Annotated in this window: 19 protein-coding genes; 6 read left to right on the forward strand and 13 right to left on the reverse strand. The window is 40.7% G+C overall.

The window, feature by feature from the left end:
- Positions 1 to 5 precede the first annotated feature (5 nt).
- From ACH63V_RS06935 to ACH63V_RS06945, 3 genes are all read right to left on the reverse strand, one after another.
- The gene (locus tag ACH63V_RS06935; RefSeq protein WP_396463081.1) at positions 6 to 776 is read right to left on the reverse strand and encodes a nuclear transport factor 2 family protein; all 771 of its coding nucleotides are present in this window, start codon (positions 774 to 776) and stop codon (positions 6 to 8) included.
- 28 nt (positions 777 to 804) lie between these two features.
- Positions 805 to 2,235, reverse strand: a complete 1,431-nt coding sequence (locus ACH63V_RS06940) for a gamma-aminobutyraldehyde dehydrogenase (RefSeq protein ID WP_396463082.1) — start codon at positions 2,233 to 2,235, stop codon at positions 805 to 807.
- Positions 2,236 to 2,554: 319 nt separating this feature from the next.
- Positions 2,555 to 2,977: an Lrp/AsnC family transcriptional regulator gene (locus ACH63V_RS06945; RefSeq protein WP_191106786.1), complete on the reverse strand. Its 423-nt coding sequence runs from the start codon at positions 2,975 to 2,977 to the stop codon at positions 2,555 to 2,557.
- A 135-nt stretch (positions 2,978 to 3,112) separates the two neighbouring features.
- Between ACH63V_RS06945 and ACH63V_RS06950 the strand changes: the two genes are divergently transcribed.
- The 3 genes from ACH63V_RS06950 to ACH63V_RS06960 all read left to right on the forward strand — a co-directional run bounded on the left by ACH63V_RS06950 (position 3,113) and on the right by ACH63V_RS06960 (position 7,236).
- Positions 3,113 to 4,348: an aspartate aminotransferase family protein gene (locus ACH63V_RS06950; protein WP_396463083.1), complete on the forward strand. Its 1,236-nt coding sequence runs from the start codon at positions 3,113 to 3,115 to the stop codon at positions 4,346 to 4,348.
- Positions 4,345 to 5,439, forward strand: a complete 1,095-nt coding sequence (astA, locus tag ACH63V_RS06955; protein WP_311071940.1) for an arginine N-succinyltransferase — start codon at positions 4,345 to 4,347, stop codon at positions 5,437 to 5,439. Before ACH63V_RS06950 ends, astA begins: the two co-directional genes overlap by 4 nt.
- 333 nt (positions 5,440 to 5,772) lie before the next feature.
- The gene (locus tag ACH63V_RS06960; RefSeq protein WP_396463084.1) at positions 5,773 to 7,236 is read left to right on the forward strand and encodes an amino acid permease; all 1,464 of its coding nucleotides are present in this window, start codon (positions 5,773 to 5,775) and stop codon (positions 7,234 to 7,236) included.
- Positions 7,237 to 7,319: 83 nt separating this feature from the next.
- On the opposite strand, the gene ACH63V_RS06965 is transcribed toward ACH63V_RS06960, so the two are convergent.
- Positions 7,320 to 8,780, reverse strand: a complete 1,461-nt coding sequence (locus ACH63V_RS06965; protein ID WP_216174573.1) for a coniferyl aldehyde dehydrogenase — start codon at positions 8,778 to 8,780, stop codon at positions 7,320 to 7,322.
- A gap of 129 nt (positions 8,781 to 8,909) precedes the next feature.
- Between ACH63V_RS06965 and ACH63V_RS06970 the strand changes: the two genes are divergently transcribed.
- Positions 8,910 to 9,980, forward strand: a complete 1,071-nt coding sequence (locus ACH63V_RS06970; RefSeq protein WP_396463085.1) for an AraC family transcriptional regulator ligand-binding domain-containing protein — start codon at positions 8,910 to 8,912, stop codon at positions 9,978 to 9,980.
- Between the two features lie 15 nt (positions 9,981 to 9,995).
- On the opposite strand, the gene ACH63V_RS06975 is transcribed toward ACH63V_RS06970, so the two are convergent.
- The 9 genes from ACH63V_RS06975 to ACH63V_RS07015 form a co-directional block, all read right to left on the reverse strand.
- Positions 9,996 to 10,892: a DMT family transporter gene (locus ACH63V_RS06975; protein ID WP_013198539.1), complete on the reverse strand. Its 897-nt coding sequence runs from the start codon at positions 10,890 to 10,892 to the stop codon at positions 9,996 to 9,998.
- Positions 10,893 to 11,036: 144 nt separating this feature from the next.
- Positions 11,037 to 12,788, reverse strand: coding sequence for a tannase/feruloyl esterase family alpha/beta hydrolase (locus tag ACH63V_RS06980; protein ID WP_396463086.1), 1,752 nt, complete (start codon positions 12,786 to 12,788; stop codon positions 11,037 to 11,039).
- A 33-nt stretch (positions 12,789 to 12,821) separates the two neighbouring features.
- Positions 12,822 to 13,211 carry a PaaI family thioesterase gene (locus tag ACH63V_RS06985; protein ID WP_396463087.1) on the reverse strand — a complete coding sequence of 130 codons (390 nt, stop codon included), beginning with the start codon at positions 13,209 to 13,211 and terminating at the stop codon, positions 12,822 to 12,824.
- 40 nt (positions 13,212 to 13,251) lie between these two features.
- Positions 13,252 to 13,788, reverse strand: coding sequence for a DUF3237 domain-containing protein (locus ACH63V_RS06990; protein ID WP_396463088.1), 537 nt, complete (start codon positions 13,786 to 13,788; stop codon positions 13,252 to 13,254).
- A 57-nt stretch (positions 13,789 to 13,845) separates the two neighbouring features.
- A complete protein-coding gene (locus ACH63V_RS06995) occupies positions 13,846 to 15,096 on the reverse strand; it encodes an OprD family porin (RefSeq protein ID WP_396463089.1) in 1,251 nt (416 codons plus the stop codon).
- Positions 15,097 to 15,177: 81 nt separating this feature from the next.
- Entirely contained in the window at positions 15,178 to 16,317 is a 1,140-nt protein-coding gene (locus ACH63V_RS07000; protein WP_396463090.1) for an acyl-CoA dehydrogenase family protein, read from the reverse strand.
- A 74-nt stretch (positions 16,318 to 16,391) separates the two neighbouring features.
- Positions 16,392 to 18,278: a feruloyl-CoA synthase gene (locus tag ACH63V_RS07005; RefSeq protein WP_396463091.1), complete on the reverse strand. Its 1,887-nt coding sequence runs from the start codon at positions 18,276 to 18,278 to the stop codon at positions 16,392 to 16,394.
- Between the two features lie 83 nt (positions 18,279 to 18,361).
- Positions 18,362 to 19,813: an aldehyde dehydrogenase gene (locus tag ACH63V_RS07010; protein ID WP_272400590.1), complete on the reverse strand. Its 1,452-nt coding sequence runs from the start codon at positions 19,811 to 19,813 to the stop codon at positions 18,362 to 18,364.
- A 37-nt stretch (positions 19,814 to 19,850) separates the two neighbouring features.
- Positions 19,851 to 20,690 (reverse strand): p-hydroxycinnamoyl CoA hydratase/lyase, encoded by an 840-nt coding sequence (locus tag ACH63V_RS07015; RefSeq protein ID WP_002040868.1) that lies wholly within the window; start codon positions 20,688 to 20,690, stop codon positions 19,851 to 19,853.
- 248 nt (positions 20,691 to 20,938) lie between these two features.
- Between ACH63V_RS07015 and mhpT the strand changes: the two genes are divergently transcribed.
- Together mhpT and ACH63V_RS07025 are read left to right on the forward strand one after the other, a co-directional pair.
- Positions 20,939 to 22,171 (forward strand): 3-(3-hydroxy-phenyl)propionate transporter MhpT, encoded by a 1,233-nt coding sequence (mhpT, locus tag ACH63V_RS07020; RefSeq protein WP_017386392.1) that lies wholly within the window; start codon positions 20,939 to 20,941, stop codon positions 22,169 to 22,171.
- 69 nt (positions 22,172 to 22,240) lie between these two features.
- A complete protein-coding gene (locus tag ACH63V_RS07025) occupies positions 22,241 to 22,696 on the forward strand; it encodes a MarR family winged helix-turn-helix transcriptional regulator (RefSeq protein WP_396463092.1) in 456 nt (151 codons plus the stop codon).
- The last annotated feature ends 23 nt before the right edge of the window (positions 22,697 to 22,719 follow it).

Below are 22,719 nucleotides of genomic sequence, written 5' to 3' on the forward strand. Positions count from 1 at the left end.
AATTATTAAAACACGCCATAACCATGGACAGCCTGTTCATCTTCAGGCACGGCTGGTATTGCATCCCAAAGTTCAACAATTTTGCCATTATCTACACGCCATAATTCAAAATAGGCATGTCGATTTCCGGCAATACTACCTTCGGAATGAGTCAATACAAATTGACCATCAGCAATGGAGCGATGTGTTTTTGAGTATACCAAACCTTGTCCTTCATTACGGATATTGTTCAAAAAATCAATGACGGCTTTAACGCCATCTCCAATATCTGGGCTATGTTGAATGAACTGATCGCCGTGGGTGTATTCTTTGAAGGCATCGTAATTTCCATCAATTAATGACTCCTTAAAGAAAGACGTCACAATCTCACGGTTTTTCTCTGGGTCATGGTGAGTTACGATTTCAGTCGGGCCATCTAATTGCGTTCTACCGCTTACATTCGGTGCAGCTTCTGCGACAAGACCATCCCAATGCTCTACAATTTTGCCGTCTTTTACTCGGTAAATATCAAAACCAACTAAAGGTTTTTCATCTAGGCCCTGAAAGCGGCCATGAATTGCAACCAAGTCGCCATCTGCCAATACACGCACAGCTTCATGTTGCATATCTGGGCAGTCTTCTACCAATTGACGCAGACCCGAAATACCATTTGCAACGAGTGGTGAGTGCTCTATAAAGTCTTCAGAAAAATAACGGTCTAGAGCAGTGGTGTCATGCAAATTAAATAACTCGTGATGGGCTTTAGTCACCAAGTCTTTCATTTCTTGCTTATTCATTTTGATCTCCTTTCAAAACTCATTGTTATTATTCGTTTGAACTCATCACATGTTTAACGCGGGTATATTCTTCAAAACCATAGCCAGATAAATCTTTACCATAACCTGATTTTTTGAAACCGCCGTGTGGCATTTCTGCGGTTAAAGGAATATGCGTGTTAATCCAAACTGTACCGAAATCAAGTTCACGAGAAAGACGAGTCGCACGGGCGTGATCTTTGGTCCACACACTTGAAGCTAGGCCATATTCAACATCGTTGGCTTTTTCAATGGCATCATTTTCATCGGTAAATTTTTGAACGGTAATGACTGGTCCAAAAATTTCTTTTTGAATGGCTTCATCATGTTGTTTTAAACCGCTAATAACAGTCGGTTCAAAATAGAAGCCCGGACGGTCTGCTTGTTTTCCGCCTGTTTCAACTTTGGCATGAGCAGGTAAGTTGTCGATAAATGCTTTAACATTCTTTAATTGGTTAGCATTGTTAAGTGGACCATAAAGAGCGTCTTGATCATCGGGATCGCCAAAACGAGTATTTTTGGCAGCTTCAACGAGTTTAGCTAAAAATTCATCATGAACAGCTTCAGCCACAATGACACGCGTCGCCGCAGTACAGTCTTGGCCTGCGTTGAAATAGCCTGTTAAAGCAATCATTTCAACGGCTTTATCAATGTCGGCATCTTCAAAAACCAGTACAGGAGCTTTACCGCCAAGTTCAAGGTGAGCTTTTGCTAAGTTCGCAGCAGCAGAAGCCGCAACTTGTAAACCTGCACGAACCGAACCTGTAATCGAAACGAGTGCAGGCGTTTTATGAGATACCACTTTTGAACCGACTTGCGCTTGGCCTAGCACTACATTAAATGCACCTTTAGGGAAAAATGGAGCAGCAATTTCTGCAAGTAAAAGGGTACTTTCAGGAGTGGTATCACTTGGTTTAAGTACTACAGTGTTACCCGCGGCCAAAGCTGGAGCAATTTTCCAAATTGCCATCATAAGTGGATAGTTCCAAGGAGTGACTTGGCCAACCACACCGATGGGTTCGCGGCGAATAGAAGAAGTTAAACCTTCTAAATATTCACCAGTTGCTGAGCCATCGAGTAAACGAGCCGCACCTGCGAAGAAACGAACTTGATCTGCCGATACACCCACTTCTTCAGATGCAATTAAGTGTTTTAACTGCCCTGTATTGCGGCTTTGAGCTTCAATCAAACGGTCAGCATTTGCTTCGATAGCATCCGCTAACTTAAGCAACGCTTTTTGACGCATTGATGGTGTACTGCGTCCCCAAATTTTAAATGCTTCTTTTGCAGCGGCATATGCTGCGTCAACTTCCGCATCGGTTGCATTGGGTGACTGTGCATAAACTTCACCAGTCACTGGGCTCACCAAGTCGAAGTAATCATTTCCGTTGCTAGCAACATATTCGCCGTTAATAAAGTGTTGTAGTTGAGTTTTAGCCATTTTTTTATACCTTGTCCTTAGGTTTTAACATATAACATATAATACTATATGTATTATGTTTTAAATTTTCTGTCAAATGCTTTGATGAGAGGAGCGAGTGAAAAAAATGGGAATTTAAATCAAATTAGATTTTAAGTTTTTGATTTTGATTATTTAAAAAAATTAAAAATTTATTGAGGATTTTTAGAATGGACTATGGTTGTGATGGTTTTTAATTTTAATAAAGGGTACTTAAGGAAATTTCTTTGTAGGAATGGGAGGGTGAGCCAAACTTTATGCTTAGCTCATCAATTCTTATTCTTTGAAGTTAAAGTGAATGTTAGGTCTTATGACTCGCAAGCAGGATGCTAGTTTCACTGTTATAAATACCTGAAATATTCCTGATTCTTTCTAGAACTTTGTCGAAGTTTTCTAAAGTATCAGAGCGTAACTCGACCAAAATGTCCCATTTGCCATTGGTTTTATGCAAACATTCCACCGCACTTTCTAGGCGTAGTTCTTTAATCACAGATTGCGCTTTGGTCCCTTCAACCATAATGCTCATCCATGCACGGATAACATTCCGTTCCGCATTCGGTTTAAAACGAACTGTATAGCCAGTAATGATGCCCGAAGTTTCAAGATACTCCATTCTCTTTTTAATGGTTGCTCTTGAGACGTGAACTTTTTCGGCTAATTCGGTAACAGACATCCGTGCGTTATCTTTAAGTAAACCTAAAATAATTTGATCAATATTGTCCATAATGTCATTGTCAATTATCAAATTGGTAAAAAATAATTCATTTTTTGCTGAATTACAAATTTTGTGAATCAATTTGATTTTGAATAATAGGGGCATTAGCTCACCCAAATAATTCAATTTAATGGACTAGATAAAATGAATAATTTTGCAGTTTCTCGTAGCGACTTTAACGAGTGGATGGTTCCAGTATTTGCACCGGCAAATTTCATTCCGGTACGTGGTGAAGGTTCACGTATTTGGGATCAAGAAAATAAAGAATATATCGATTTTGCAGGCGGGATTGCAGTAAATGCATTAGGTCATGCGCATCCAGTAGCAGTCAATGCGTTAACAGAACAAGCAAAAAAACTTTGGCATGTAGGTAACGGTTATACCAATGAACCAGTTCTACGCCTTGCTAAACAACTCACCGAAAATACATTTGCAGACAAAGTATTCTTCTGTAACTCAGGTGCAGAAGCGAATGAAGCAGCATTAAAGCTTGCTCGTAAAGTTGGGCTCGACAGCGGTGTTGCGGGTAAAAGTGGCATTGTGGCATTTAATAATGCGTTCCACGGCCGTACCTTATTTACCGTTTCAGCAGGTGGTCAGCCAAAATATTCACAAGACTTTGCACCACTTCCAAACGGGATTAGCCATGTTGCTTACAATGATTTAGAAGCTGCTAAAGCAGTCATTAATAAACAAACCTGTGCAGTGATTGTAGAGCCTGTACAAGGTGAGGGTGGGGTAATTCCTGCTGACATCGAATTTTTAAAAGGTTTACGTACGCTGTGTGATGAATTTGGTGCCTTACTTATTTTTGATGAAGTGCAAACAGGTGTTGGTCGTACAGGTGCACTTTATGCCTATATGAACTCTGGTGTTACACCAGATGTGCTTACTACTGCAAAAGCATTGGGTGGTGGTTTCCCTGTGGGTGCAATGTTAACAACTGATAAATTTGCGCCGCATTTTTCAGTGGGTACACACGGTACAACTTACGGTGGTAACCCATTAGCAAGTGCGGTTGCGGGGGCAGTCTTTGAATTTATTAATACGCCAGAAGTGCTTAACGGCGTTAAAGAACGTCATGACTACTATAAAAAAGCTTTAAATAAATTAAATGAAGAATATGAAGTTTTTGAAACAATTCGCGGTGAAGGTTTACTAATAGGTTGTGCCTTAAAAGATAAGTTTGCAGGTAAAGCAAAAGATATTAATAACCTTGCGGGTGAGGAAGGTTTACTAAGTCTGATTGCTGGACCAAATGTTGTGCGTTTTACGCCGTCTTTAATTATTCCATTTGCTGATATTGATGAAGGCTTAAAACGGTTTGAACGTGCACTTGCTCGCTTTGTCGAAATTCAAAAGGATGAACAAGCCGCATGATGATTATTCGCTACATTGAACCTAAGGATGTTAATGATCTTTACCTTTTGGCTCAAAAAGCGGGTTTTGGTTTGACATCTTTACAGCCAAATATGGAAAAGTTGGCTGCACGTATTGAACGCGCCTGTAAAACGGTTGCGGGTGAATTACCAAAAGCAGATCAGGTCTATTTATTTGTTTTAGAAGATACTGAACTCAACAAAGTTGTCGGTGTTTGCGGTATTGAAGTCGCGCTCGGTCTAAAAGAGCCTTGGTATAACTTCCATGTGGGTACTCAAGTTCACGCTTCGGAACCTTTAAGTGTTTATAACGCTTTACCGACTTTGTACTTGAGTAATGACCATACCAACTGTAGTGAGCTTTGTACGTTATTTTTAGACCCAGACTATCGTTTAAATAAAAATGGCAAGTTTTTATCTAAAGTACGCTTCTTGTTTTTGTCCGCATTTCGCCAATACTTTGAAGAAACGATTGTGGCTGAAATGCGTGGCTATTCCGATGTAAATGGACAGTCTCCATTTTGGAATGCGGTAGGTCATAAATTTTTTAATATTGAATTTACCAAAGCGGACTATTTAAGCGGCATAGGGCAAAAAGCTTTTATAGCCGAGTTGATGCCGAGGCATCCGCTCTATGTCGATATGTTGCCAGACGATGCTAAAGCGGCAATTGGAATGGTTCATCCAAATACACGGCCAGCCTACAATCTTTTGCTAGAAGAAGGGCTTCGCTATAAAGGCTATGTCGATATTTTTGATGGCGGAGCAACACTACAGGCCGATATTGAAAATTTAAGGGCTATCAAAGAAAGTCAGATTTTAACTGTACAAGTTGTAGAGTCTACTGATTTAAGTCTAGGTGATGAACCTTACATTATTGCTAATGATGATTATGAAAATTATCGGGCAATTGTAGTGTATAGCGCACCTTATCAAAATCAAATACAGCTAAGTTTAGAGCAGGCTAAACAGTTAAATGTTCAAAATGGGGCAGAAGTTCGAATATTGAGTATTAATGTTCAACAGGCTTCTAAATCGAAAGCTGTAAATAGGCTGGAAAATACTCAGCATTTGCAAATGGCGGTTAATTAGGCAGTGAGTTTTTACAACTCACCACATTTTATGAGGAATATTATATTATCCCTGAGTCAAAAAATTGATATGGATATACATCATCTTAATTGAATGAATGGGGCCTACAGTTTCATTTTAGATATTAAGATGGTGAGGCATAACGGGATAATTCTATGGTTTATATTTTATTGTTTTAAATAACTATTTTAAGATTTAAAAATGGAATTTACTAAATTATAAGTGGTTTTAATAATATTGGTAAGATGATTTATTCGGCTTAATCGAAGCTCAGGTCACTCATATTATTAAAACATATTTATAAGGGTTGCTATAAATTGGAGTTAATATTACATGAGTAATAATAAAGGAAAGCAGTTCCTGGAAGGAGACCTCCTAGGCAGTCAGCATATGACTGAGCAAGAAGAGGAAAAATTGCAACGCTCATTGACCAATCGTCATATTCAAATGATTGCGATTGGCGGTGCAATTGGTACCGGATTATTTATGGGTTCTGGAAAAACATTAAGTGTTTCTGGGACTTCAATTATTTTAACATATTTAATTATTGGCTTTTTCTTTTTCTTCGTGATGCGAGCAATGGGTGAGTTATTGCTTGCCAACACGAACTTTAAAACATTTGCCGATTTCGCAACCGCTTATTTAGGTCCATGGGCAGGTTTTTTTCTGGGTTGGTCGTATTGGTGTAACTGGATTATTACAGCGATTGCCGATGTGATTGTGATTGGAGGGTACATGCAGTTTTGGTATCCCGATTTACCGGTCTGGATCCCCGCATTTACCTCATTAGCCATATTAACCATACTCAACTTTGTGGCCGTTCGGCTGTTTGGTGAACTCGAGTTTTGGTTCTCACTCATCAAAATTACTGCAATTATTCTATTTATTCTTGCTGGTATTTATTTAATTGGGACCGGGTTTACTTCTCCAAATGGGGTTAAGGCCTCAATGAGCCATTTGTTTGAAACACAATCTATGTTTCCTTATGGGGTAACAGGTTTCTTAGCGGGCTTCCAAATTGCCATATTTGCATTTGTGGGTATCGAACTTGTTGGTACAACTGCTGCTGAAACCAAAGACCCGCATACCTCACTTCCTAAAGCCATTAATTCTATTCCTTTACGTATTTTATTGTTCTACGTAGGCGCATTGGTTTGTATTATTGCAGTTACCTCTTGGGCAAAAATTTCACCAGAAAAAAGCCCATTTGTGGAAATGTTTACGTTAGTTGGCTTACCAATTGCGGCAGGTTTAATTAACTTCGTTGTGGCAACCTCAGCTCTTTCTTCGGCAAATAGTGGAATCTTTGCAACCAGCCGTATGTTATACGGTTTAGCGTTAGACGATGATGCACCGAAAAGCTTTAGTAAGCTATCTAAAAGAAAGGTTCCAATTAGAGGACTCGTCTTTTCAATGGCTTGTGTAACGCTTGGAACATCCATTTTGTTTATTGTTCCAAATGTTATGACTGCATTTACGATTATCTCAGCACTGACTTCAATTTTATGTATTTTTACATTTATGCTGATTGTGCTTTCATATATTTATTATCGTAAGAAAAGCCCTGAATTACATATTCAGTCAAAATATAAAATGCCAGGTGGCTTATTTATGGCATGGCTGACGATGCTATTTTTAGTTTTTACGATCGTCATTTTAGCTTTAGATCATGATACGCTGATTGCTTTAGAGTTTTCACCAGTATGGTTTATTGGTTTGTTTATTGCCTATAAATATAAAAAGAAAAAAATGTTGCAGCTTGATATTTTAAAAGCACAAAAGGTTGATTATATTTAAATAAATTTTAGTGGTTTGATTAGAAATTTTATTATTTTAAACCCAATAAAAAAGCCTCATTACGAGGCTTTTTTCTATACTCTTTATTTAATATTTGGATCACCTTTTTTCAAGAAAAAGCGAATCGCTAATTTTTGTAGGAATGTTCCATAAGGAGGATGGAAAAGCTGAGTTGGAAAGAACCGATGACGAATAAAAACAGTTTTTGCATGAGAAAGTTCACGGAAACCTTCTTCACCATGATATGACCCCATGCCTGAGTTTCCGATACCCCCGAAAGGGGCATCATGGTTGACTACATGCCAACCCCAGTCATTGATGGTCACACCACCCGAATGAGTTTCACGTAAAATACGATCACGTTCTACCGAGCTATGTGTAAAGAAGTAAAGTGCTAAAGGTCGTTCGTCCGATTTCACATAAGTAATTGCATCATCTAAAGAATCATAAGCCACCACAGGCAAAATAGGGCCAAAGAGTTCTTCTTTCATAATCCGCATGTCTGGTGTGCAATTCAGCACAATCTGTACAGGCATTCTACGGCCTTGTTGGTCAAAGCTGTAAGTATCACAAGGAATAACGCGTGCACCTTTTGCTTGTGCATCGGTCAAAATCTCTTGAATACGTTTTAAATGACGGTCATTCACAATCGATGTGTAGTTTTCATTGTTCGTGATGTTTTGACCAAACATTTTTATAAAGCTTGATTTCGCAGCATCCACAAATTCATCAATACTTTCTTTAGGAACCAACGCGTAGTCAGGCGCTACACAGATTTGACCACTATTTGTTGCTTTACCATGCGTAATACGTTTTGCAGCATCGGCAAGCGGGTAGTTGCGGCTTACAATTGCAGGTGATTTACCGCCTAATTCGAGTGTAACAGGTGTTAGATTTTCAGCAGCAGCTCGCATGACGACTTTGCCAATGGCAGGGGAGCCAGTAAAGACAATATGGTTAAATGGCAACGAGGTAAACCTCGCTGGGTCTGTAATTTCTTCACCAAACACGGCTACTTCATCTTCATTAAAGACTTCTGCCAGCATGCGTCGTAGCATTGCGTTGGTATTTGGGGTAATTTCAGGCAGCTTAATCATGACTCGGTTGCCCGCAGCTAATGCGGCAATGAGTGGGCCAAGTGCTAAATAAACGGGGAAGTTCCAAGGAACAATTACACCAACCACGCCTTTAGGTTGGTATTGCACACTTAAACGGTTTGATAAAAATAAAAGCTCGGTACGGCGTTTACTTGGGCGCATCCAGCGGCGTAAATGATGAATCGCATGATCGGCTTCCAACACAGAGCCAAGCAAATCGAGTAGTTTAGATTCATCAAGTGATCTTGAACTAAAGTCAGCATTAATCGCAGCAGCTAAAGCATCTTGATAACGAATAATTTGTTTTTTGAGTTGATGCAGCTTTGTGCGGCGAGCCTCTAGACTTGGGTAGGGATCTGCCTCAAAATTGGCACGTTGTTTGGAAAAAATAAGTTCCATATGTTCGGTGGCAGAGCCGCTATATTCTTTTAAAGTGGAGCTTTCCATTATTGTTCCTTCCATACTTTTGCTTATCATACTTTATGCTTGAAGCGTTGTATGGTCGATGTTAAATTGAGACAACAAGAGGTAGTTTAGTGCCATTATGCACGTCACTCTAGGGATGGTGTGAGTTAAATGCCTAAAAATCTTTATAAAAATGCAAATAGTGTTATTGAAGGAAATTATGATAATACATCCTTAAGTGCTAATACATATTTGCTAGGTTTGACCAGTTTATTTGATGAAATGGGTTTGCAAGGCCATTCAATATCAAATGTTCTATCTGACACAAATATTTCGCCAGATACGATCAATCAATCCTCTTTATATATTTCTCAAGTCCAAAAAATTCAGCTATTTCAAAATATTCAAAAACTATCTCACGATCCTTTAATTGGACTACGCGCAGGACAAAAGCAGCGGCTGTCAGATTTTGGGGTGTATGGTTATGCGCTATATTCTTCGCGTAATTTTAGACAAGCGGTTGAGCTTGGCATCCGACACATTAAGCTTGCAGGACCTATTTTAAAGAAGTCTTTTTATATTCGAGATGATGTTGCCATTTTTGAAGGGCAGGACATTATTGCACTGGGTAAGCTTCTACCTTTAGTGTGCGAGTTTTGGTTTAGCTCTATGCAAACCTTAATTGAACGTGTGCTTGAAGGACCATTTCAAGCGAAGAAGCTTTTATTGCCTTATCCAGTACCTGACTATGCAGAAGAATACGAAAAAGTTTTTCATTGTCCTGTTCAGTTTAATACTGGGGTAATGCAATGGCACTTTGAATTAAAGTGGCTCGATGTACTTTGCCCAAATGCCAACCCGATTACTGCGGACATGTGTAAGTCCTTTTGTGAGCGGATGCTAGGTGCTGCTGAACTTGAAGAGCCTGAGTTGGTGAAAACAATCCGTTTAATATTATTGGATGGAACAGGGCTTTTTCCATCAGCTCAAGAAATGGCTGAACGGTTACATATGTCAAAGCGGACCTTACATCGACGCTTGGCAAGTTTTGATTTAACTTATCAGGAGTTATTAGATGAGACTCGGCGCCGTCTTGCGGATGAATATTTGCGGGAAACAACTTTAACTGTAGATGAAATTGCGGAGAGAATAGGCTTTTCAGATACTTCTAATTTTAGAAAAGCCTACCGTCATTGGACAGGCATTTCACCAAATGAGTATCGAATACAGTACCTAAATTAGATTAAGGTTTGTTTGTTATTTAAATCGAGAAAGTAACTTTTTCTGCAAAAATGGATTACAGAGCAAAATCGCAAATAAAATAATAAATATACCGATAATGCTAAACAGATCCGGTAATTCATGCCAAAAAACAAATCCCCATATTCCTGCAAAAATAATGGCAATGTAATTCATGGGGCCAATTTGTCCTGCTGGCGCTAAGCTATAAGCATAAGACATAAATAGTTGACTAATATTAGCTAAAAGTCCTGCGGCAATGAGTAGGCTTAATTCGTGCCAAGTAAAAATGCGCCAATGCCAGAACATTGGAATAGAGGAAATTAAACTACCAAAAATACAGAAGTAAAAAACAATACGTTCAGGCGGCTCTGTACTGGTTAAAGCCCTTACGGTCACAAAAGCCATTGCTGATAAAAAGCATGCACCCAAGCCAATAAAAGATAATGCGTTAAATAGACCTTGGTCGGGTTTAGCGACAAATAAAACTCCAACGAGCCCAATAACAGCAGCAAAAATCATCGATTTGGTAATTTTTTCTTTTAAGAAAAGCCATGCAATCAGTGGAATAAAGATAGGAGATGAATAGCTAAAAACCATAGCATTTGAGAGTTTTAAGTTCGCAATGGCATAGAAAAAACCATACATTGCAGCAAGACCGACTAGACTTCGCCAAGTGTGCATCCAGAGTTTATCGGTTTTAATAAAGTCTAAACCCTGTTTAAACAGCATCGGAATAAAAATAAATAAACCTACTGCATTTCTAAAAAACACGACAGTCGCATTGTCCACCGTTTGTGAAGCAAAACGAATGCACACTCCCATAATGGAAAATAATAATGCTGATGTCATAAGACAAAGCAGTGCTTTTCCAAGTTGGGTTGAGGGGAGATTTGGAGCAGTCTGATTTTGCATATCGAAATGAGTTTTTGGTTTTCGGTGTTATCTTAGCAGTGATGCAGGCATTGGATGAAATATCATTTGATAATGATTCAATAGTGATACTTAGTAAAATAAAAAAGAGAGCTTATTTAAGCTCTCTTTTAATTTTATAGGGGGTTATTTACAGCTAAAGTTTTCAGCTTTTTCACTATCGCCTTGACCGTTGTAACGAGCAATGAGTGGGTAAGGACAAAGTGGACGAGTGCGGTCTGGTGCCCAGTTTTTTGGAAGCTCCGTATTTACTTGACCACTTGGGTTACCTACGCCGCGTGCGGTCGCAATGATTTTGTCAGGGGCTTGCCCATATTCAACCCAGTTGACTAAAGCAGTCAATGCATCAAATTGGTCGGTTGCAATGCCATCACGGGTATGGTTCATGCCCGGAACTCTAAAGAAACGTGCAAATTCAGGTGCTGTACCTTTTGTATCATTTTTATAGTGTTGTAGCAGTTGATCGTACCAATTTTGGGTGTCATCCACAGAGAAAACGCCGTCTGCTGTGCCTTGTACCACAATCATTTTTCCACCGTGATTACGGAGTTTATCTAGGTTAAGTTCATCGGGTGGCATCATGAATGACATCGAACTTTCGGTGTATATATCATTAGTTGCCGATAGTTTTGGATAGTCGGTATCGAAGTTAAAATTAAAGGCAAATTGTCTAGAGTTTTGAGTCACAGTTGGGTCTGGTGGAACCTGAAAAAGAATGCCGACTGCAACGGGGTCACGTGCTGTTCCCACCGAAGATTCGAATTTCCAGCTTGCCCAGTTACTGCCAACTAAACCGGGGTCGAAAGGCTGGGTTGCATAGAGCGCTTGTCCAGCCGAATTTACAGGGCCGTGGTAAATGTTGGCTAATACATCAATTTGTTCGGTGCTTAAACAAGCACCATCTCTTGTGCTTGAGCAAACGGGTACATGCTTATGAATATCAAAAGCCGTACGGCAAGCCTCGACATCTTGAACCAAACCATCTGCAACATCGTCTAAAGCATCGCATCGATCTAAAATTGCTTTTGCTAATACTTTGCGCTCTGAAAGGGTAAGAGCCGTACTTAGGTCATTTTCATCTGTTGCGACACGACGAAGCTGCTGCGCTGTATAGAGTTGAGCCGCGGCCGCACGAGGTAAATGAAAACCTGGTGTGCTTGCTAAAATTCCATCATATTGGTCACCCAAACGGGTTGCGGCAATCATGGCATGACGTCCACCGTTAGATGTGCCGCCTGCATAGGAGCGGTCTGGCAATTTACCATATGCGGCTTTAATTAGGTTTTTTGCCATAGGCGTGAGTTTGGTAATTGCACCATAGCCATAGTTGATTCTGGCTTGAGGGTCTAAACCAAACATTGGATTTTGTGAAGCGTTATGTCCAGCATCGGAGGAAATAACAGCAAAACCATCATGTAGAGCATTGGTGAGTGGTCCACCGCTACCGACCTGACCTGTTGCAGGGACTAAATTACCATCGGTTCCGCCATTGCCTTGATAGAGAAAACGACCGTTCCAGTCTATTGGTAAGCGCATTTCAAAACCAATTTGATAAGTTTGTCCATCGATCGGGCTTACACGTTGGTCCATATAACCTTTAACCAAACAATGAGCGCCAATCGGTTTGTTGGCGACCGTCAATGTACCTGCTTCTTGAAGGGTAGCTGAGCTAATGACCGTATTGTTGTATTGAAATCCAAGTAAGTCTGAACAGCTTCCTGTCATTTTTACGCCAACAGCAGGAGATAACTGCGGTGGTTTGGTTGTTGAGGGAACCGTTGTGTCATCACTATCACTTCCACAGCCTGCCAAAGAACCAAGCATGGCAAGCACTACAGCGGAATGCATCAAAATTCGTTTATTGTTGGTGTAATTCATTTATTCATATCCTTATTGAATGAATGGTTGCAATTAATCTAAAACCAGAAAATTCGCTGTACTTCGTGCAATCATTTTGTTGTTTTGCCAAGCTTCACTTTCGAGATTCAGTACGGTTTTGCCTTGTTTAATGAATCGGCATTTTGTAATGACTTCACCCACAGCACAGGGCCTTAAAAAATCCATCGTTAAGTTGATGGTGGTAGCGGGTTTATGGTTATTGGCGAGATATGCAAAAAGTCCCATCACATCGTCGAGCATGGCGCAGATCATGCCGCCTTCAACGGTGCCGCGTGGATTGGTAAAGCTTTCTAGCGCCGTGTAGTGGATGGTGAGTTCAGTGTTTTTGTCATTCCAATGGATATTATGTCCACCCAAATGCTGATGGATGGGCGGTAAGTGTTCTAAAGTTTTTTGATCCATAGTGAAGGGTCCATCCTTTTTGTAAGTGTTATAAAAATTATTATTTCAGGGTATAGGCATCATAAATAACCGCTTTGCCCAAGCGCATTGCACTGCCTACAGCAACGGTCTGATTGAGCCATGAATATTTTGGTGAGCTGGTTTCAAACTGCATGGTAATTTTGAAATAGTAGTTTTTCGGGTCGACATCTTTGCCTTGGGCAAGCTGTTTTAGCGTCTCTGCCGAGCCATGGCGGTAACCTTTGGTTTGAAGGTAAATAAGCGCACCGTCATCGGTTTCTAACAAATATCGCGTATCAATAATGGCCAGTCCTTTACTGTCAACGATTTGCCAATCTGCACCATTATTTAAAATGCGCCCTTTAAGTGATTTGCCTTCGAATGACCCTCCTGTAATAGGAATAATTCGGCGTTTACCTGCATCACTGGTCGTGCCTAATTCCCAAACAGGCGCATTTAGATCAACACTAAATTTTGCTAAAGGCTCAAGCTGAATAGGTGGTGGGTTATATTGCATTTCGGCATGAGTTAGGCCAATGAAACAAATTCCGCAGAGTAACGTTACAACTTTCTTCATGATGAATTTCCCGAAATAAAAAGAGGTTCTATGTGTGACAGAACCTCTGGTTTTGAATTATTTAAATTGCCATGTGTAGTCGATGTTGAGACGGGTTTCATTTACAGGTTTGATATTGGCTGTAGAGAGCATGTTGTTGTCATAAATGGCGTAGCGCGCGCGTAGCCCTAGATTTTTTAACCAGCCACTTTGAACGGTGTAGCCTAAATCAAAGTCTGTTTCGCGTTCTTTTAAATTGGTCCCACCTAAGTTAGGTGCATAAATATTGTGACCTGTGGTGTAACGAGTCATAAAACGTAAACCCGGTACATAATCTTTAAAGTCATATTCATAACGGAAGCTATAGGCTTTTTCTTTTGGGTTTAAAAACTCGCCCGGCCATGTATCAATGAGTAGACCCGTTTCACCTCCCGTTAAATACGGAAACGCGGTGTCGCCATGATGTTGGAAAGTCCCAAAAATAAATTTATGGTTTTGATGTTTGAGTTCGAAATGCGCATGATAGAGGTCATTATCGACTAAGCCTGCTTTTGCTTGTCCATCATCTCGGCTGCGGTAGTAACGTAATTGAGAGCTAAAATTAGTAGTGTCATTAATTTTGTGTTGGTGTAAAGCACCGACCATGGTTTGGTTATAAAGATCATCAACATCCATATAAAAAGCGGTGAGTTTGAGTGCAGGATTAAACTGATAGTTTCCACCTAAATAATAAAGTCCATCAGTTTCGGCACTTTTAAATCGTCCATTTACGCCTGAAATTTTAATTTTTTCATAGTTAGTCGAATCCCGATGATTCACTTTATCGAGGTAGGCTGCCTGTAAATCAAAATCTTTAATATCTTTACTGGTCAGTGAAATTCCTCGATAGGTTTGAGGAAGCAAACGGGCAGGTGAAGCCACTAAAACAGGGTTCATTGGCATTAATGTACCGATGCGTAGTTCGGTCTGGCTCATTTTCGCTTTTGCTGTGACCCCAATTTCGCCATAAGAGTCGGCAGGTTCATTGGTACGCGTGTCTCTAGGTAAGTTTCCTGTACCGCCATGCTCGGCATCAGCATCGAGTTTAAAGCCTGCCGTTGCAAGTATATCCAGCCCAAAACCGACAGTCCCTTCGGTATAGCCTGAATTGGCTTTAAGAATAAACCCTTGTGTCCAGTCCTTGGCAGCAGGGTAAGTGGATTGCTCTTGGTAGTCGCGGTCAAAATAGAAATTTCGCGTGGTGAGTTCTACTGAACTGTTGTCAATAAAATTGCCAGCCCACACTGAACTTGAGAGCATAAGGGTAGAGTACATCCATAATTTCGACATAGCATTTCTTCCTGAAATATCATTTTTTGTTTTCAACAAGGCATAATTGTTGTGTCTGCCTTGTTCGGTTTTTAAATCGAATTATTTTCCGAGCAGTTCTCGGGCCACGATTTCTTTCATAATTTCATTGGTTCCCCCATAAATTTTTTGTACCCGCGCATCCACAAAAAAGCGTGAAATCGGGTATTCCTGCATGTAACCGTAGCCACCAAAAAGCTGAAGTAATTGATCAATCACTTCACATTGGACATCGGTAATAAAGCATTTCAGTGCGGCAACTTGAGTCACGCTTAGCTGGTGTTGTTGATACAGCGCTGCACATTGGTCTACAAAAGCTTGAGCGGCTTTTGCTTTAATTTGCGCGTTTGCGAGTACAAATCGTGTGTTTTGCATTTGGCTTAAAGGTTGTCCGAAAGCTTTACGCTCTAATACATAGTCTTTGGTCAGTTCGATGGCGCCTAAAATTGACCCCAAAGCCATCATAGAAATACTCAAACGTTCGCGAGGTAACTCTTGCATTAAATAGGCAAAGCCTTGTCCTTCTTCACCCAAACGCTGAGTTACAGGCACACAGACATCATCAAAAAATAGTTCGGCTGTATCTTGGGCATGCAGCCCGATTTTTTGTAAAGAGTGACCTTTTTTAACGCCGTCTAATGCAGCATCAACTAGAAAAATCGAAATGCCTTTTGCTTTAGCATGAGGGTCAGTTTTTGCCACCAAAACAATCAGGTCGGCATGCAAGCCATTTGATATAAATGTTTTTGAACCATTAATACGGTAATGATCATTTTCTAAAATGGCTTGAGTGCGTATGGCTTGTAAGTCTGAACCCGCGTTGGCCTCTGTCATGGCAATTGCAGTGACGACTTCACCTGTCACCATTTTCGGTAACCAATAGCGTTTTTGCTCTTCGGATCCGATATTTTGCAGATAAGGAGAGACCAGCTCATTTTGCCCACCAATGGCAACCGCCAAAGACGCAAAGCCCGCTTGAGCCGTTTCTTGAACCAGCATGAGGGAGTAATGAACAGGAGCGCCGTAACCGCCATATTCCTCAGGCACATCAACACACAAAAAACCATTTTCCCCAAGACGAAGCCATAGATCACGTGGGATAAGGCCATTGTGTTCCCACTGTTCGTAATACGGGGCAACTTGTTCTTTTAAGAACCTGCGATAGCTGTCCCGAAATAGTTCAAATTCTGTATCGTGTGGCATGTTGAACCTTTTTTAGGCAAAAGTGAGGCTGTAGCTCAAACCGAAGTTTGAGCTTCCTTTTTTATTTCAATTGCTTATTGCTTTAAGGTGGGCACCCGAATAATCAGTGGGTTATCAGTCTGCTTTTGATAAAGCTCATCAATTAAAGCGGCACGACGTTTCGTAATACTGCTTTGATTGAGGTTGCCTTTATCGGTCACTTCGCCGGCATCGAGTTGAGGTGGCTCGGTCATTAAATAAAGCATTGAGACTGTATTTGAACTGCCAGTCGCATCTTTATTAAAGGTCGTTAAAAATTGGCGGAACCATTGCTGGACTTTAGGATGCTGTAATATTTCTGTTGCAGAATGCTCACCAAGCTTACGACCTGCATATTGAGCACACGCTTCTAATTTTGGAAAAATCAGAAAACCAACAGCATTCAGGTTTGAACCTGTAATGCAGACATCTTGAACCAGTAAATTACCTTGAATGAGCACTTTGTTGCGTAGTGTGCCCACATTCACAAAAGTGCCTGTATTGAGTTTAAAGTCTTCGGCAATTCGTCCGTCGTACATCAGTCCTTTGGTTGGATCATTGACATCGACTAAACGAACGGCATCGCCTGTATGGAAAAAACCTTCATCATCAAAAATAGTGCTTTGCTGGTCTGCCTTTAAGCGCCAATAGCCTTTCATGACATGTTTGCCACGAACGCAAAACTCAAGTTTGTCACCACATGGCACCAGCTTAATTTCGCATCCCGGAGCAGGGTAACCAATAAAGCCAGCCATCACGCGTGGGCCAGTTGTAAAAGCACAAGAGGGAGCAGTTTCGGTCATGCCCAATCCGCTCATAATGCGGATTTTTTCTCCGCAATGTTGCTGAGCAATTTTATCGAGTCTGTTCCAGCCCGCTTCTGAAAGTGCAGCACCGGCAAAGAATAAAATTTTAACTTTGGCAAAAAAGCGCTCTCTTAATTCTTCATCTTTTTCTAACGCTTCGGTGAGTTCTTCCCAACCTTTTGGCACATTTAAATAAACAGTTGGAGAAATTTCTTTGAGATTACGAATAGTTTCGTCAAATTTTCCTGCAACGGGTTTGCCATCATCAATGTAAATCGTACCGCCGTTATAGAGTGCGATGCCGACATTGTGACTGCCGCCAAATGTGTGGTGCCAAGACAGCCAGTCGAGTAGGACAGGCGGTGTTTCTTCAAACTCAGGGAAAGTCTGCAATAACATTTGCTGATTAACACACAACATTAAATGTGTGGTCGGTACAGCCTTAGGTAATTTAGTTGAACCTGATGTAAACAGAAATTTAGCAATCTGGTTTTCATCAAGGGTTTGATAAAATTCTTGAACATTTGAAACTGGTGTATCTAACAGCGATTGAAAAGACGTGCAGATCTGATCGCCTACAATACCTTTATTGGTTACCACTTCAATATCGGATGTAATGCATGCCTGAATGGCTTTGGCAAAAGCTTGTCCATCGCTGGCATAAACCATACCAGGTGTGAGCACTTCAAACACATGTTTGAGTTTGCCGAAGTCTTGAGAAATAAGAGAGTAGGCAGGGGAAATAGCCGAGAAAGGTACACCTGCCAGCATAGCACCCATAGAGAGTGTTAAATGCTCAAGATCATTACCACTTAAAATAACGAGTGGTCGTTCTTGGCTTAAATTACGGTCATGCAAAGCCTGAGCAATGTGCCATGCGCGTTGTAGAACTTCTGCATAACTCAGTTTGACCCATTCGCCTTGAGCATTGCGTTTTGCTGCAAAAATATGTTCGGGTTTGGTTTGTGCAAAATGAATTAACCGATCTGTCAGTTTTTGTGGATACGGTTTTAATTGCTCTTTTGGGCTGATATAGAGCGTTTGATCTTTATAGTGATAATGAATATCGTGTTGCCCTAATTTTACGAACCGTTCGCGGTCTTGTGATTGAGTGGCATTCATTTGCATTTCTTTCACTCCATGGAAAGCGCATCACTGCGCTTTATTTTTTTTGCATCATGCAATTTTTATTTAATCTGTTTGTCTTCGTATTAGCCTGACTAAATCGGGTAATGACGTGATTGTGTTTGAATGGTGATCCAGCGTAGGTCGGTAAATTCGGCAATAGATGCTTTACTACCAAATCGTCCGTAACCACTCGATTTTGTTCCGCCAAATGGCATTTGAGCTTCGTCATGTACGGTTGCGCCGTTAATGTGACAAATACCCGAATCAATCTGTTTAGCGACTTCTAATGCTTGTGAAATATTCTGGCTAAACACTGCCGAAGACAGACCAAACTCGCTGTCATTTGCCAGTGCTATGCCTTCTTCAATGCTTGAAAAACGTTGAACTGTGCATACAGGTCCAAATGATTCTTCGCGGTAAAGCAGCATGTCAGGTTTAATATTGAGCACCAGCGTCGGTTGCATGGTGGTATCTTCAATATGGATGCCTAAAGGTAAGTCAGCCCCTTTGTTTTGAGCATCTTCCAGCAAATGCTGAATACGGTTTGCAGCGCGGCGACTTTCTAATACGCCGAGTACATTGTCTTTTGAGGTTGGATTACCTGCCCGAATAGAGCGGGTTTTCTCAATCAACTTTTCAATAAATTGGTCGGCAATATTGTCTTGAACCAAAACACGTTCGGTCGACATACAAATTTGTCCCTGATTGAAAAACGCCCCGAAAGCCACAGCATTTACGGCTTCATTAATATCAGCTTCATTTAAAACCACAACCGGGGCTTTACCACCGAGTTCGAGTAAAACAGGTTTTAAATATTTAGCAGCAGTCTCGGCAATAATTTTGCCGACTTTGGTTGAACCCGTAAAATTAATGCGCTTCACAGCTGGATGAGACACTAAGCGCTCTACGATTTGTGGTGCATCTTCGGCGGCATGTGTAATCACATTCACCACACCTTCACCTAGACCTGCTTCATGTAACACTTCACCAATGAGACGATGCGTTGCTGGACAAGCTTCAGATGCTTTTAACACAACCGTGTTACCACAAGCCAAAGGCATGGCAAGCGCACGTGTTGCTAAAATCACAGGCGCATTCCAAGGCGCAATGCCAACAATGACACCGCAAGGAACCCGTACACCCATTGCAAGATTGCCCGGCACATCTGACGGGATTAGGCTTCCGTCAATTTGTGTGGTCATTGCTGCTGCTTCACGTAACATGTTGGCAGCAAGGTGAACGTTAAACCCATACCATGTTGCAGTTGAACCTGTTTCTTGCATTCCAGTTTGAATGAATTGCTCGGTTTTTTGGTCCATTAAATCGGCTGCTTTTAATAAGCGTAAACGGCGCTCGGTAGGCGAGAGTTTCGACCATACTTTAAAAGCTTGCTGTGCCGAATCGATTGCACGATCAACATCTTCCAATGTTGCAGCAGCAGCTTTAGTTGCCACTGATCCATCAATGGGACTAATACGCTCAAAAGTTGCCTGATTTGATGCATCAACAGATTGACCGTGAATAAGTAACTGTACATTTTGCATGGGTTGCGTCCTTACATTGCCATTAAAGAATCAAAAGTTAACCAGTACGTTTATAGCTCTGTAAACCCGGTTTAATTGATTTTTCATCTAAGAATTGTTTCAAACCTTCTTGGCGGCCATTTTCGGTATCTCGGTGGATACATTGATCAAGCTTGGCATATAAGTAGTCTTCGTTTTGGTCCCATGTCAGTTCGCGGCAACGCTTAAAGCCATTTTTAGCTGTACGAAGAACTACTGGGTTTTTCTCAAGTAAGCAATTTGCAAGCTCAGTCACTTCTGCTTTTAATTGGGCAAGCGGTACGCTTTTATTCACAAGACCCATGGTTTCAGCTTCTTTACCACTAAAGGTTTTACCCGTCATGATGTAATACAAAGATGCACGGTGACCTACGGTATCTGCCATTGCTTTACTTACAAGGTTGCCCGGTGGGATACCCCAGTTAATTTCAGATAAACCGAAAGTTGCTTCATCTGCTGCAATTGCTAGGTCACACGCCACTAAAGGTGAGAAACCGCCTCCAAAGCACCAGCCGTTGACCATGGCAATGGTTGGCTTTGAATACATCCGAAGAAGTTGCCACTGCCAGCGACATGAGTCACGACGAATACGCTCTTGGAAAATCTCTGGTTGAGTATCGACTTCACGGAAATATTCCTTCAAATCCATACCCGCTGTCCAAGAGTCGCCTGCACCAGTCAGAACCAAAACTTTAGCATTTTGATCAAGCTCAAGGGTTTCAAGCACATCAATCATTTCACGATTGAGGGTTGGACTCATGGCATTTTTCTTTTCAGGGCGGTTTAAAGTGACCCATGCAATTCCATCTTCAACTTTAACATCTACTGTTTCCCAGCGGTTTTCATAACTCATCTTCATACTCCTTGAATGATTTCTTGCTGTTCTGGGATTTAATCTAATATCAGTTAAACTTACATTCAAGTCTTTTTTGGAAAATTTTATAAATATTTTATAATTTGTTGTATTTTAAATATTAATTATTTTAAAAATTAATTTTAAATAAAAATATGTTGATTTTTTAATAAGTTTAACTGATATTTTTTGGTGTGTTTAAAAATAATACACAAAGGGCTAAATGGAACGACTAGTCAATAAAGGACAACACAATGGAAAAAATATCAGGACAGCCTTCAAGGGCAAAAATCACGTTGCTACTGTGCTTTGCCATAGCAATTTTTGAAGGGTTTGATCTTCAATCAATGGGGGTAGCCGCTCCACGAATGCGGGCTGAGTTTATGTTGGACAATGCCCAGATGGCGTGGGCGTTTAGTGCTGCAATTTTAGGGACGTTACCAGGTGCAATATTAGGCGGTCGGTTTGCTGATATTGTCGGGCGTAAGAAAATTCTGATTTTTAGTATTTTACTTTTTGGAATTATGTCTTTGCTAACGGCTTATGCTGCTAACTTTAGTTTGCTATTGCTCATTCGTTTTTGTACAGGTTTAGGAATGGGTGGGGCACTCCCGATGATGATTACACTTGCCTCTGAAGCTGTACCTGACCAGCACAAAGGCACCGCAGTGAGTATTATGTATAGCGGCATTCCTTTTGGCGGATTACTCACTTCTGTGGTTGCGATGTCGTTGGCAGGCGATGCAGAGTGGCGTCATATTTTCTATATTGGTGGGATTGCACCTATTTTACTCATTCCACTGATTATGCGCTTTTTACCTGAGTCAAATGATTACCTGCAACGTAAAGTTCAAGCGCAAAAAACGACACCATTCTTGGAAGTTTTATTTGCGAAAGAGCGTCGTATGTCAACCATTCAGCTTTGGGTCAGTTTTTTCTGCACGCTAGTGGTACTTTATTTCTTGTTGAACTGGTTGCCATTGCTGATGGGTGCGCAAGGCCTATCAAAACTACAGGCAAACTATGTACAGATGGGCTACAACGTTGGCGGAATTTTAGGTTCAATCTTAATGGGTGTATTGCTTGATAAATTACGCATGAGCTTTGTGATTAAATTAATTTATCTCGGCATTTTATTCTCACTGTGCTGTTTAGCAATTTCTCCGACAGTGGCTTTACTTGCACTTTCGGCAGTGGGTTGTGGCCTATTCATTGTGGGTGGACAATCGGCGTTGTATGGCCTGGCAGCCATGTATTATCCAACCGAAATGCGTGGAACTGGAGTAGGTGCAGCAGTTGCAATCGGGCGTATTGGTTCTTTTGCAGGGCCTTTAATGGCTGGTTTTTTACTCTCGCTTGGACAAAGCTCGACCATCGTGATTGGTTCAAGCATTCCAGTGATTTTAATTGCAGCGATCTCTGCATTACTTCTTGTCAAAAAACCTAAACAGCCTGTACATTTAGTACAAAGCTCAGGTGCTCGCTAAGTTTTAACGAAAGTATGGGGTAGATCCTCATACTTTCACTACAGTTTTTCTTATGATGATTGAAAGGTTATGGTACGTTCGAATTTAGTTCCAAAAAAAGTAGAAGATGAGCCTAAGTTAAGTTATATGATTGCTCGTGTTGACCGAATTATTAGTAAACATTTAACAGAACATTTAAAAGAGCTTGAAATTACCTTACCGCAATTTACTGCACTTTCTGTTTTAGCTTCAAAAAGTAATTTATCCAATGCCAAGCTTGCTGAGCGCTCTTTCATAAAGCCGCAATCTGCCAACAAAATTTTGCAAGATTTACTGGTCAATGGCTGGATTGAGAAAAAACCAGACCCAACACATGGCCGCCGTATTTTAATTACGCTGACCGAAAGCGGTGTTGATAAGCTAAATAAGTGTAATGAAGTGGTTTTAAAAGTTGAAGAAAAAATGCTTGAAGGCATTGATATTAACTTGGCTTATTTAATCCGTAATAATCTCGATATTATGGTCAATAATCTTAAAAACCTTTGATAAAAGGTGGTTGGTAATTTAAT

The sequence above is a fragment of the Acinetobacter sp. ABJ-A23_2 genome, assembly GCF_044538765.1.
GTDB lineage: Bacteria > Pseudomonadota > Gammaproteobacteria > Pseudomonadales > Moraxellaceae > Acinetobacter > Acinetobacter nosocomialis_A.